Annotated in this window: 11 protein-coding genes; 5 read left to right on the top strand and 6 right to left on the bottom strand. The window is 64.6% G+C overall.

All coding sequences use genetic code 11. From position 1 onward, the window contains the following. Positions 1–252 precede the first annotated feature (252 nt). Together AC1DOP_RS16460 and AC1DOP_RS16455 are read right to left on the bottom strand one after the other, a co-directional pair. Positions 253–1,437: an isovaleryl-CoA dehydrogenase gene (locus tag AC1DOP_RS16460; RefSeq protein ID WP_441935228.1), complete on the bottom strand. Its 1,185-nt coding sequence runs from the start codon at positions 1,435–1,437 to the stop codon at positions 253–255. A gap of 152 nt (positions 1,438–1,589) precedes the next feature. After that, positions 1,590–2,015 carry a MerR family transcriptional regulator gene (locus tag AC1DOP_RS16455; protein WP_441935229.1) on the bottom strand — a complete coding sequence of 142 codons (426 nt, stop codon included), beginning with the start codon at positions 2,013–2,015 and terminating at the stop codon, positions 1,590–1,592. 123 nt (positions 2,016–2,138) lie between these two features. Here AC1DOP_RS16455 and AC1DOP_RS16450 point away from each other — a divergent pair, with 123 nt between their 5' ends. The 3 genes from AC1DOP_RS16450 to AC1DOP_RS16440 all read left to right on the top strand — a co-directional run bounded on the left by AC1DOP_RS16450 (position 2,139) and on the right by AC1DOP_RS16440 (position 4,233). Next, positions 2,139–3,191, top strand: coding sequence for an MBL fold metallo-hydrolase (locus tag AC1DOP_RS16450; RefSeq protein ID WP_477252252.1), 1,053 nt, complete (start codon positions 2,139–2,141; stop codon positions 3,189–3,191). 280 nt (positions 3,192–3,471) lie between these two features. Next, positions 3,472–3,882, top strand: coding sequence for a hypothetical protein (locus tag AC1DOP_RS16445; RefSeq protein WP_441935231.1), 411 nt, complete (start codon positions 3,472–3,474; stop codon positions 3,880–3,882). Between the two features lie 177 nt (positions 3,883–4,059). Continuing rightward, positions 4,060–4,233, top strand: a complete 174-nt coding sequence (locus AC1DOP_RS16440; protein WP_477252250.1) for a hypothetical protein — start codon at positions 4,060–4,062, stop codon at positions 4,231–4,233. Here AC1DOP_RS16440 and AC1DOP_RS16435 read toward each other — a convergent pair whose 3' ends face one another. The 4 genes from AC1DOP_RS16435 to AC1DOP_RS16420 form a co-directional block, all read right to left on the bottom strand. After that, positions 4,234–4,824 (bottom strand): UbiX family flavin prenyltransferase, encoded by a 591-nt coding sequence (locus AC1DOP_RS16435; RefSeq protein WP_441935233.1) that lies wholly within the window; start codon positions 4,822–4,824, stop codon positions 4,234–4,236. After that, a complete protein-coding gene (gene grxD / locus AC1DOP_RS16430; protein WP_441935234.1) occupies positions 4,817–5,134 on the bottom strand; it encodes a Grx4 family monothiol glutaredoxin in 318 nt (105 codons plus the stop codon). Before grxD ends, AC1DOP_RS16435 begins: the two co-directional genes overlap by 8 nt. Before the next feature lie 174 nt (positions 5,135–5,308). Further along, positions 5,309–5,785: a GNAT family N-acetyltransferase gene (locus AC1DOP_RS16425; RefSeq protein WP_477252247.1), complete on the bottom strand. Its 477-nt coding sequence runs from the start codon at positions 5,783–5,785 to the stop codon at positions 5,309–5,311. 7 nt (positions 5,786–5,792) lie between these two features. After that, positions 5,793–8,168: a Tex family protein gene (locus tag AC1DOP_RS16420; RefSeq protein ID WP_477252245.1), complete on the bottom strand. Its 2,376-nt coding sequence runs from the start codon at positions 8,166–8,168 to the stop codon at positions 5,793–5,795. 266 nt (positions 8,169–8,434) lie between these two features. Between AC1DOP_RS16420 and AC1DOP_RS16415 the strand changes: the two genes are divergently transcribed. Continuing rightward, positions 8,435–11,545, top strand: coding sequence for a DEAD/DEAH box helicase (locus AC1DOP_RS16415; protein WP_441935237.1), 3,111 nt, complete (start codon positions 8,435–8,437; stop codon positions 11,543–11,545). A 167-nt stretch (positions 11,546–11,712) separates the two neighbouring features. After that, positions 11,713–12,843, top strand: coding sequence for a PAS domain-containing sensor histidine kinase (locus AC1DOP_RS16410; RefSeq protein WP_441935238.1), 1,131 nt, complete (start codon positions 11,713–11,715; stop codon positions 12,841–12,843). Positions 12,844–12,885 lie beyond the last annotated feature (42 nt).

The raw sequence follows: 12,885 nt of genomic DNA, 5'->3' as shown, positions 1-12,885 counted from the left end.
AGGCTGCGGTTTTGGTAGTGGGAGGACCCTGGTATTTCTACTATGACCGTTAGCTTTAAAGCCGTCGTTCCCGCGCAGGCGGGAACCCAAGTTTGGTTGATGTGCTACTAACCTGGATCCCCGCCTTCGCGGGGACGACGTTCATGAGCCGCGGGAACGACGTATTCGGGGTGCGGGCCGGCAGCGGTCTTTTCGACTCTATGCACCAGCCCGCGTCTCCTCTCCGCTCTCTGCGTTGAAGCCTTTAGTCGATCAAGCCGTCTCGCCGAACAGCTCGCGGCCGATCAGCATGCGGCGGATCTCGCTGGTGCCGGCGCCGATTTCATACAGCTTGGCGTCGCGCCACAGGCGGCCGACCGGATACTCGTTGATGTAGCCGTTGCCGCCCAGGGTCTGGATCGCTTCGCCGGCCATCCAGGTCGCCTTCTCGGCGCTGTACAGGATGGCGCCGGCGGCGTCCTTGCGCAGGGCGCGCACGGCGGCCGGGTTGTCGGCGCGGTCGCAGGCCTGGCCGACGGCGTAGACGTAGGCGCGGCAGGCCATCATGGTCGAATACATGTCGGCGATCTTGCCCTGCATGAGCTGGAACTCGCCGATGGCCTGGCCGAACTGCTTGCGCTCGTGGATGTAGGGGACGACCACGTCCATGCAGGCCGACATGATGCCCAGCGGACCGCCGGACAGCACGGTGCGCTCGAAGTCCAGGCCCGACATCAGCACGTTGACGCCTTTACCGACGCCGCCCAGCACGTTCTCGACCGGCACTTCGCAATCCTGGAACACCAGTTCGCCGGTGTGCGAGCCGCGCATGCCCAGCTTGTCCAGCTTCTGCGCGATCGAGAAGCCTTTGAAACCTTTTTCGATCAGGAAGGCGGTCATGCCGCGCGCGCCGGCTTCGATGTCGGTCTTGGCGTAGACGACCAGGGTGTCGGCGTCCGGGCCGTTGGTGATCCACATCTTGGTGCCGTTCAGCACGTAGCGGTCGCCCTTGAGCTCGGCGCGCAGCTTCATGCTGACGACGTCGGAACCGGCGTTCGGCTCGGACATGGCGAGTGCGCCCACGTGTTCGCCCGAGATCAGCTTGGGCAGATATTTACGTTTTTGTTCTTCGCTGCCGTTGCGCTTGATCTGGTTCACGCACAGGTTCGAGTGGGCGCCGTAGGACAGGCCGACCGAGGCCGAGGCGCGCGAGATCTCTTCCATCGCGACGATGTGGGCCAGGTAGCCCATGTCGGCGCCGCCGTATTCCTCGCTCACGGTAATGCCCAGCAGGCCCAGCTCGCCCATCTTCTTCCACAAATCCATCGGGAACTGGTCGGTACGGTCGATCTCGGCCGCGCGCGGGGCGATTTCGCTCGCCGCGAACTGTTGCACTGCTTCGCGCAGCGCGGCGATGTCTTCGCCGTGGTCAAAGGTCAAGCCTGGAAGATGCAGCATGTCGTCCTCTCGTGTCTCGTGTGTCGTTATGGCTGGATGGCGGATGGCTAGACCGGATGATAGCGCGGAGTGACGTTAACGTAAACGTCAAGCGACATGCGGCGTTGCTCTTTCCATGACGACAAGGTGTTGCCGCAAACAGGACGTTCTTGTCAGGCGGCGTCGCGCTGCGAATCGGCGGGTTGCGGCGCCGTGCCCGCCTCGGCCAGCAGGCGCCGGCATTCGTCCTCGTGGACGGCGATCTCGGCCAGCGACATCTCGATGTCGGCGCGTTGCTGCTCGAGGGTATCGCGCTGGTGGGCCAGGACGCCGAGGAAGCGGTTGATCTGGGCCACGGTGTCCTTCGGCGTTTCGTACATGTCGATGATGCTCTTGATCTCCGACAAGGTCAGCCCCAGGCGCTTGCCGCGCAGGGTCAGCTTCAGGCGCGTGCGGTCGCGCGGGGTGTAGACGCGGTTGCGGCCGCCCTGGCCTTCGCGCATCGGGCTGAGCAGCCCCTGGTCTTCATAGAAGCGGATGGCGCGGGCGGTGATGTCGAATTCGCGTGCCAGTTCGGCGATGGTGTAGGTCGGGCCCATATTATTCTGCATAGTCGAAAATCACATAGAATCGCAGTCTGCGCTTTTGTTTCCGTTTACGTCAACGTCAATGTTGCATGCATTGTAGCCTGCGGCGCCCGCCCAACACGAAAGATTCTCCGCATGAACCTTCTCGAATCCCAGCTGTCCTATCCCTTCGGCGACGACATCCCGGCGCCCGGCACCGTGCACGAACTCGCGCCCGGCCTGCGCTGGTTGCGCATGCCGCTGCCCTTCGCCCTCGACCACATCAACCTGTGGCTGCTGGACGACCGCGCCGGCGACCGGGCCGGCTATGCGCTGGTCGATTGTGGCGCCGGCACCGACGCTACCCGCGCCGCCTGGGAACAGGTGATCGCCGGGCCGATGGATGGCCGGCCGCTGCTGCGCGTGTTCGCGACCCACTGCCATCCGGACCACGTCGGCTTGTCCGGCTGGCTGTGCGAGCGTTTCGCGGCGCCGTTCTGGACCAGCGCCGCCGAGTTCGGCTTTGCGCGCATGATGGCGGCCGCGCTGCCGGGCGTGGACGGCCCGTCGGCGATTCCCCACTTCCAGCGCCACGGCCTGCTGGACGCCGGCCTGCTGGCGCAGATGCAGGGCCGCCGCAATTACTACCCGAGTCTGGTGCCGGCCGTGCCGCCGAGCTATACGCGGCTGCAGGATGGCCAGCGTGTGAAGATGGCCGGCCGTGAATGGCGCGTGATTACGGGCTTCGGCCACTCGCCCGAGCATGTGTCGCTGTATGCGGAGGAGGGCAGGATCCTGATCTCCGGCGATATGGTGCTGCCGCGCATCTCCACGAATGTCTCGGTGTTCGCGGTCGAGCCGGAAGGCGATCCGCTCACTCAATATCTGGCTTCGCTCGACAAGTTCGCCGATCTCCCGGAGGACACCCTAGTGCTGCCCTCGCACGGCAAACCCTTCCGCGGCCTGCACGTGCGCATCCGGCAGTTGCGTGAACACCACGCGGCCCGCCTGGAAGAGGTGCGCGCTGCCTGCACCGAGCCGCGCTCCGCAGTTGACATTGTTCCGCTGATGTTCCGGCGCCAGCTCGACGGCCACCAGCTCGGCTTTGCGATCGGCGAGGCCCTGGCCCATCTGCATGCGCTCTGGTACGCCGGTATCCTCACGCGTGTAACCGGCGCCGACGGTGTCATCCGCTTCGGATTGGCCTGATTTCGGTCCTGTTTCTTTCATATGATGTCTTGCAGGCAAGCCTTGGGCTTGCCTTTTTCGTTTACACGACTGAAATCCGACAAGCAAACGTTTTCTTTTTCCTGTAGGATATTTTTCACACTTACCTATTCTCTTGGCCCAAAGCGCGATAATTGCTGGACAGCACTGTGAGAATTGGTCAATACTCACACGTTTGTTACTTTCAGACTTTTCATCTGTTACACAAGGTCTGAACCATGGAGAAACCATGACGGCCCTGCATGAACCACTAGTACCACCGATGAATTCGACTAACGAGCGCGAAAGCTTCAGCGAACGTCTGCAGCAAGCCTTGAAGAATGCCCATTACTCGCCGGACAGCCCGACGCGGCTGGCGCGCGAATTTAACATTCGCTTCGAAGGCCGGCCGATCACGGTCCACGCCGCACGCAAATGGCTGGTCGGCGAAGCCATCCCGACCCAGGAAAAACTGCGCATGATCGCCCAGTGGCTGGGCGTGCCGGCCGACTGGCTGCGCTTCGGCGGCTCCGAAAACGCCCCGGCCGGCGGCGAAACCGCCGATGCATCGGCCCGTTTCGAATCGGCCGACGTCAAGCTGATCGCCGACCTGCAGCGCCTGGACGAGCACCACAAGCAGCTGGCACGCGAGTTCATCCGCATGCTGGTGCGCATGAACCACCAGCCGAAGTAAGCCCTGCCTGTATGGCATTGCGGCCCGCCCGGAGCACGTCCGGCCGGGCCGTTGTCTATTTATTCTCTACTGCAATTTTTCTTCAACGGGACGGGACAAACTGCCGAGTCTCGCGCATAATCTACCTGCTACTGGCGCCCGCCAGCGTTATCGGTCATATAAGGATGCAGTGCCCTCATGATTAATAACTACAGCAGTACCGCGCAGTTGAAAGACCTCATGACCGCGCCGCCGATGACGGCGGCCCAACACGCAGAAATCATGCGCAAACGTAACGAGCAGCGCAGAAAAATCGAAGACGCAAGAGAAGCAAGGGAGGCAGAGCAGGAGCGCTACGGAGAACCCCGCTAGTCAGGCGGTGTCGTTCTTCATGCCCGCCCAGCGCGGCGCGAGCTCGTTCTCGATGCCCAGCAGGTCGATGACGCGCGCGACCGTGTGGTCGACCATCTCGGCGATGCTGCCCGGGTTGTTGTAGAAGCTCGGCAGGGGCGGGAACACGATGCCGCCCATCTCGGTGACGGCCGTCATATTGCGCAGGTGCGCCAGGTTGAACGGCGTCTCGCGCACCATCAGCACCAGGCGCCGGCGTTCCTTCAGGATCACGTCGGCCGCGCGTGCGATCAGGTTGTCCGACAGCCCATGCGCCACCGCGGCCAGGGTCTTCATCGAACAGGGGGCGATCACCATGCCGTCGGTCTGGAAGGAACCGCTGGCGATGGAGGCGCCGATCTCGCGGTTCTTGTGCACCACATGGGCGAGCGCTTCCACGTCGCGCCGTTGCAGGCCGACTTCCTGATGCAGGGTGAGGGAAGCGGCGTCGGAAATGACCAGGTGGGTCTCGACGCCGGGAATCGCGCGCAGCCGCTCGAGCAGCCGCACGCCGTAGATCGCGCCGGTCGCGCCGGTGATGGCGACGACGATCCGGCGAGGGCGATCAGCCATTCTTTTTCAGCAGGGTCTGCAGTTCGCCGGATTCGTACATCTCGGTCATGATGTCCGAGCCGCCGACGAATTCGCCGTTCACATACAGTTGCGGGACGGTCGGCCAGTTCGAGAATTCCTTGATGCCCTGGCGGACTTCCGCATCATCGAGCACGTTCACGGTGGCGATGTTGTCGACGCCGCAGGCTTTCAGGATCTGGATGGCGCGGCCGGAAAAGCCGCATTGCGGGAACTGGGCGGTGCCCTTCATGAACAGCACGACCGGCGTGTTGGTCACGGTTTCTTTGATCCAGTTTTGTACGTCGCTCATTTGGTTTTGCCTTCGAGGAGAAATTTGGAGGGATGGCGGCATTTTATAAGAAAAGCTGAACGTCGGCAGACGTCGTTCTCGCATCTGCCTCGTCGTCCCTGCGAAGGCGGGGATCCAAGTTCTGCTTGAGTTACCGGAACGCAGGCAAACTTTGGGGGGATAGTGCCGGGGGCACTATCCCGCCTTCGCGGGAACGACGTTGGTGTTCAATGTCTTTCCCAGGCAGACAGCCTCGGCCCGGCCAACATACTGGCCGTAGTTGGGAATGACAAGATAGCCATGCTTCCCATAAAACCCTACCGCCCGCGCATTCACCCTGCGCGTCTCCAGCCAGACTTCGGTGTAGCCGAAGGCTGAAGCCTGCCGCTCCAGCGCCGCCAGTAAACACTGTCCGGCACCGCTCCCGGGCCGTGCATACATCCGCTTCAGCTCGGCCACGCCATCGGCCAGCGGCCGCAGCGCCCCGCAACCCACCGCTCGCCCATCCGCATCGCGGGCAAGCAGGAAGCAGGCGCGCTCGCCGCGCACGTCGGCCGCATCGAAGGAGGCGGTGCCGTCGCTGCCGGTGATCGCCGCCAGCACCGCGCCGAGTTCACGGAGCAGGGCCCGGCTCTCGGGACTGTCCGGATCGGCGGGCGTGATGGCGAACACGGGCAGCTTACTTCTTCAGCTTGGCAAACGCCGCCGCCATCGCGCCACCGGCCGGTGGGGAAGAACGGTCCTGGCGCTGGTTATCGCGCTGGTGCTTATTTTGATGATCAGCCAGGCGCTTGCGGTCGTCGCGGTCGCCGCGCTGCTGCGGCTGCGAGCCCGCCTGCGGTGCGGAATCCGACAGGCGCATGGTCAGCGCGATGCGCTTGCGCTTGACGTCGACTTCCAGCACTTTCACTTTCACCACCTGGCCGGCCTTCACCACCGTGTGCGGATCCTTGACGAAGGTGTTCGACAGGGCCGAGATATGCACCAGGCCGTCCTGGTGCACGCCGACGTCGACGAAGGCGCCGAAGGCGGCGACGTTGGTCACCACGCCTTCCAGGATCATGTCCGGGCGCAGGTCCGAGATCTCTTCGACGCCCTCCTTGAAGGTGGCGGTGGTGAATTCCGGACGCGGGTCGCGGCCCGGCTTTTCCAGTTCCTTCAGGATGTCGCTGACGGTCGGCACGCCGAACTTCTCGTCCGCGTACCTGGCCGGGTTCAGGGTCTTGACCAGCGAGCCGTCGCCGATCACGCTCTTGATGTCGCGCTTGATGTCGGCCAGGATCTTTTCGACCACCGGATACGACTCCGGGTGCACCGCCGAGGCGTCCAGCGGATTATCGCCGTTCATCACGCGCAGGAAGCCGGCCGCCTGCTCGAAGGTTTTATCGCCCAGGCGCGGCACGTTCTTCAGCGCCGCGCGCGAGGCGAAGGCGCCCTTCATGTCGCGGTAGGTGACGATGCTCTGGGCCACGCTGCTTGATAAGCCGGATACGCGCGCCAGCAGCGGCGCCGAGGCCGTGTTGACGTCCACGCCCACCGCATTCACGCAATCCTCGACCACGGCGTCGAGCTGGCGCGCCAGCTGGGTCTGGGAGACGTCGTGCTGGTACTGGCCGACGCCGATCGATTTCGGGTCGATTTTCACGAGTTCCGCCAGCGGATCCTGCAGGCGGCGCGCGATCGAGACCGCGCCGCGCAGCGAGACGTCCAGCTCCGGCAGCTCGCGCGACGCGAATTCCGAGGCCGAATACACCGAGGCGCCCGCTTCCGACACCACGATTTTCGTCAGTTTCAGTTCCGGACGCTGCTTGATCAGGTCCTGGGCCAGCTTATCGGTCTCGCGCGAAGCGGTGCCGTTGCCGATCGAGACCAGGGACACACCGTGCTTCGCGGCCAGCTGGCCCAGCACGTGCAGCGAGTCGTCCCAGTCGTTGCGCGGCGCGTGCGGGTAGATGGTGGCGGTATCGACCACCTTGCCGGTGGCGTCGACCACGGCCACTTTCACGCCGGTGCGCAGGCCCGGGTCCAGGCCCATGGTGGCGCGCGGACCGGCCGGCGCCGCCAGCAGCAGATCCTTCAGGTTGCGCGCGAAGACGTGGATGGCATCGCTCTCCGCCTTTTCGCGCAGCAGACCCATCAGCTCGGTCTCGATGTACATGAAGCTCTTCACGCGCCAGGTCCAGCGCGCGGTGTCGAGCAGCCATTTGTCGGCCGGACGGCCGGCGCCCTTGATGCCGAAGCGGGCCGCGATCCGGCTCTCGCAGGGATTGTGCGGGGCGTCCCATTTCGGCTTTTCTTCTTCGCTGTCGAGGCGCAGGGTGACGTCCAGGATGCCTTCGCGGCGGCCGCGCATCAGCGCCAGCGCGCGGTGCGAGGGGACGGTCGACAACGGTTCCGCGTAATCGAAGTAGTCGGCGAACTTCTCGCCTTCTTCCTGCTTGCCCTCGACGACTTTCGATTCGACCACACCGTGTTCCTGCACGTATTCGCGCAGCGACTGCAGCAGTTCGGCATCTTCGGCGAAGCGCTCCATCAGGATCTGGCGCGCGCCGTCCAGCGCCGCCTTGGTGTCCGCCACGCCGGGGTTGTTGACGCCGTCGGCATTGGTGAAGGCTTCGCGCAGGTATTGGGAGGCCACTTCTTCCGGATTCTGCGACGGGTCGGCCAGCAGGGAATCGGCCAGCGGCGCCAGCCCGGCTTCGATCGCGATCTGGGCCTTGGTGCGGCGCTTCTGCTTGTAGGGCAGGTAGAGGTCTTCCAGGCGGGTCTTGTCTTCCGCATGGGTGATGGCGTCGAGCAGTTCCGGCGTCATCTTGTTCTGCTCGGTAATCGAGGCGATCACCGCGGCGCGGCGGTCTTCCAGCTCGCGCAGGTAGCGCAGGCGCTCTTCCAGCAGGCGCAACTGGATGTCGTCGAGGCCGCCGGTGGCTTCCTTGCGGTAGCGGGCGATGAAGGGGACGGTGGCGCCTTCGTCGAGCAGGGCGACGGCAGCAGCCACCTGGACCGGTTTGGCGGACAGTTCTTGGGCGAGGCGTTGTTCGATCGAAGGCAGCATGGTATGGAAATCAGTGAGTCAGACGGGCAATGATACGCAAACGCGACGGATGCGCCAGTCTTGACAGTTGTTGCCCACCGAATTATTGGCCGTGCTCGTTCGTGTAGGGGTGGTGTAAACCCGCGGAAGAGTGTAACTTTTCTCTCTTTTGCTTTCTTTCGGCCGGTAAAGATTTCTTGGCAAGGTGCGATTCCGAACAAAACAGAACGGACCGCATGAAGGATAATATCGGTTGTTGTTTTTTTTCATACAGACTCGTGAGACCCATGCACACAGTTGATCTTCATCGCGACGACACCAGCGAGGCACCTCCGGCTCGAGCGCCAGCACGCGCGCCGGCCCTGCCTGCCCCGGTGTTGAGCTGGCTGCAAAGGGTCGAAGCGGCAGCACATCCCCAGCCGAAGCTGACCGCGGAAGTCGCCGACCCCAAAGCTGTCCAGTACAAATTCGTTTATGTCATGGCCCCGACCAGCGGCGGCCGTCACGTCGCGGTGTGCCTGTGCAAGGCGCGCCTGCGTCCGAACGGCGACGTGGCCGCGGCCAGCCCGGTGGGCGAAGTGTTTTCCCTGCTGTCGGCGCCGCCGGCTTACCTGGAGGGCGACGACGAGGATCTGGTTCGTTTCTTTATTGCAATGCGCAGCGGGTCGAACCAGAGCACCAGCGCCACCGAGCCGAAGGGCAAGGTGGGCGCCATCCTGCTGGAGCAATTGCTCGCGCAGGGCAAGCTGCTGTGGGCGAATTCCTGGTCCGACATGACCAATGGCCTGCTGTATCCCTTGCAACAGGGACCTGTGCGCAAGGCCAGCCTGGCCTGGCGCGACGAGGGTCGTACGGCCAAGCTCGGCTGGTCGGTGGAACCGGCCAAGGGCGCGACCCACGCCGGCGCCGACCTGGTCGACTACATGCTGCCGACCGATCCGCCGTGGTACATCGACAACCTGTCCTGCGGTCCTCTCGAGTTGAACCGTGGCGGCATCGACATCTCGCTGGCCGAGCTGCAGGCCCTGGTGGCGCAAGCCCCGGCCCTGGGCGGCAACGACAAGAAGCGCGTGTCGCAGCTGCTGCTGGCGCACGGCCTGCAACAGTTGATGCCGTTGCCGCAGCCGCTCACCCAGCGCCTGCGCGACGACGTCAAGCCGGTGCCCCACCTGCTGCTGGACGCGATTCCTGTGGCCGAGGGCAATGGCCAGCGCTGGCAGGACTTCGCCGTCCTGTCCTTCGACTATGACGGCCAGCGCATCTCCTTCGACCCGGCCCAGCGCGTGGTGCGCCAGATCGGCGACGTCACCGAGATCATCGCCCGCGACGAAGCCGCCGAGGCGAAGGCGCTCGACATCCTCAACAAGATGGGCTTCCGCAAGCCGGCCACGACGCCGCTGAGCTCGCTGTCCGGGGCGCTGCTGCTGGACGGCCAGGCGCAGTGGCTGCGCTTTGCCGGCAACGACCTCGAATCCCTGGCCGATCTCGGCTGGCAGATGCAGAAATCGGCCAAGTACCGCTACGACGTGGTGCCGGTCGAAGACTGGTATGCCGACATCGACGAGCCGGCCGAGGCCGGCAACGCCTGGTTCGAGCTGGAGCTGGGCATCGTCGTCAACTGCAAGCGGGTGCCGCTGCTGCCGGTGCTGGTCCAGCTGATCCGCAGCGCACCGCTGGATTTCAATCCGGAAGTGCTGGCCGTCCACCTTGAAGCCGACCAGATGCTGGCGACCCTGCCCGACGGCCTGCGCGTGGCGCTGCCCTGGGGCCGCGTGAAACCCATCCTGTCGACCCTGGGCGAGCTGTATTTCAACGACAAGATCAAGGCCAGGGTGCGCCTGTCGACCCTGGACGCGGCGCGCCTGGAAGAGCTGGCCCGCGGCGCCGAGTTCACCTGGACCGGCGGCGAACGCCTGCGCGAGACCGGCCGCAAGCTGAGCCAGTTCGGCAAGGTCAAGAAGGTCGACGCGCCGACAGGCCTGCGGGCGACCCTGCGCGACTACCAGCTCGACGGTCTGGCCTGGATGCAGTTCCTGCGCGAATACGACCTGGGCGGCATCCTGGCCGACGACATGGGCCTCGGTAAAACCGTGCAGACCATCGCCCACATCCTGACGGAAAAGGAAGCGGGCCGCCTGACCAGCCCGGCGCTGGTGATCGCGCCGACCAGCCTCATGATGAACTGGATGGAAGAAGCCGCGCGCTTCGCCCCCAGCCTGAAGGTGCTGCTGCTGCAAGGCAAGGAACGCATGGAGCTGTTCGACCAGATCGACGGCGCCGACATCGTGCTGACCACCTACGCCCTGCTGCCGCGCGACGAGGAAAAGCTGCGCGAGCACGAGTACCACCTGGTGATCCTGGACGAATCGCACTACATCAAGAACACCCGCTCGAAGGCGGCACAGACGGCCGGCTCGCTGAACGCGCGCCACCGCCTGTGCCTGTCCGGCACGCCGCTGGAAAATCACCTGGGCGAGCTGTGGTCGCAGTTCCACTTCCTGCTGCCGGGCCTGCTTGGCGACGAGAAGACCTTCAATAGTCAGTTCCGCCATCCGATCGAACGCCAGGACGATCCGGTGCGCCGCTCGCTGCTGAGTCGCCGCATCAAGCCTTTCCTGCTGCGCCGCACCAAGGACCATGTGGCCAAGGAACTGCCGGAAAAAACCGAGATGATCCGCCGCATCGAGCTCAGCGGTCCGCAGCGCGACCTCTACGAGACCGTGCGCCTGGCAATGGACAAGAAGGTGCGCGAGGAGATCGACCGCAAGGGCGTGGCGCGCAGCCAGATCGTGATCCTGGAAGCGCTGCTGAAACTGCGCCAGGTCTGCTGCGACCCGCGCCTGGTGAAAGCCATGCCGTCGCGCAAGAACACGGCGGCGATATCGGCCAAGCTGACCGACCTGATGCAGATGATCGACGACCTGCTGGGCGAGGGCCGCAAGATCCTGGTGTTCTCGCAGTTCACCAGTATGCTGGCCCTGATCGAGGAAGAGCTGGAAGCACGCGGCATCCGCTATGCGCTGCTGACCGGCGAAACCCGCGACCGCTCGGCCCAGGTGGCCGCCTTCCAGCAGGGCGCGGTGCCGATCTTCCTGATCAGCCTGAAGGCCGGCGGCGTCGGCCTGAACCTGACTGCGGCCGACACCGTGATCCACTACGACCCGTGGTGGAACCCGGCAGCCGAAAACCAGGCCACCGACCGTGCCTGGCGCATCGGCCAGGACAAGCCGGTGTTCGTCTACAAGCTGATTGCGAAAGGCACGCTGGAAGAGAAGATCCAGCTGCTGCAGCAGAAGAAGTCGGAACTGGCGCAGTCGATCCTGTCCGAAGGCGAATCGCAGAAGATGGCGTTGACGCAGGAAGACCTGCAGGCGATTTTTGCGCCTTTAGAAGACTAAAAGTTGCCGTCGTGCCGGGCATGGCCCGACACGACTCCCCGCGAAAGCGGGGACGACGTTCATGCGGCGTAGGTACTCAAAAGCAACGTCTTAGAGTCACCGTTCTATACAAATTACTAAACAGGGCACTATACTTCACGACTGAACATACTTTCGTGAAGGGTTCCATGGCCCGCAGCGCCCACCTTCCTCTGTCTGGCCGTGCGGAGCCGGTAAATACCCTGGCGACGGCCGACGCCTTCCGTACCATTGCCGAACTCGGCGGCGACCTGGCCTTCATCCTCGATTGCGCGAGCGGCTTGCCGATCTATATCAGTCCAAACGTCAACGACATGCTGGGTTATTGCGTTCTCGATGTTCATGAACATTTGTTAACTAATAAGGAGGGACCGCTGGCACCCTTGTGCGCCGGCTTGCAGGAGCGCCTGCGCCGCTTTGCCGCGGGCGACGGTTCGCGCCTGCGCGTGGTGCGCGAGTACGACATCCTGCGGCCGGATGGACGCGAAGTGCCGGTGGAAGTGATCTCGACCCTGCTGCTGGACGAGGCGGGCAGGGCGCAGGCGCTGGCCGGCCTGGTGCGTGACCAGTCCGCGCGGCGCGAGCGCGAACGCGAGCAGAAGCATTTCGCCAGCATGCTGAACCACGAGTTCCGCACGCCTCTGTCGACCATCGACGGCGCCATCCAGCGGCTGGAAGCGACCAACACGAAAGCCGACGAGCCGACGCGCCAGCGCTACCGCAAGATCGCGACCGCAACCGACCGCCTGATCGCGATGCTGGACGACTACCTGTCGCCGGAACGGATGGCGGCGCTGGGGCGCCAGCGCCAGGAGAAATCGGTGGCGCCGCGCCTGCTGCTGGAAGAGCTGGTGGCGCAGGCGCGCGTGGCCGGCAGGAAGGTGGCGCTGGAGGTGGACGAGCTGCCGGCCCAGTTGCGCGGCGAACCCGCCGGCCTGCGTCTGGCGCTGAAGATTTTGCTCGAGAACGCGCTGCGCTACACGCCGGCCGACGCAGCCCTGACGGTGCTGGGACGGCGCAGGGAAAGCGGCGTCGAGCTGGCGCTGCGCGATGCGGGGACGGGCGTGCCGCCGGCCGACCTGCCGCGCATCTTCGACAAGGGCTATCGCGGCAGCAATGCCGCCGGCCTGCCGGGCAGCGGCCTGGGCCTGTACATGGCGCGCTCCGTCGTCGAAGTGCACGGCGGCACGCTGGAGCATGCGGCGGCGCCGCAAGGCGGGGCGGAATTCCGCCTGTGGCTGCCGGTACAGGATGCGCCGGGGAAAGGTCTTGCTTCCTGACAGACCAGCAGTGATAATCGGACGGCCTACGGGATCGCCGCC

This window comes from Massilia sp. 01N410 (genome assembly GCF_056399665.1).
The sequence above is the reverse complement of the archived record's forward strand: the minus strand, read 5'-3'. Positions and strand labels throughout refer to the sequence as shown.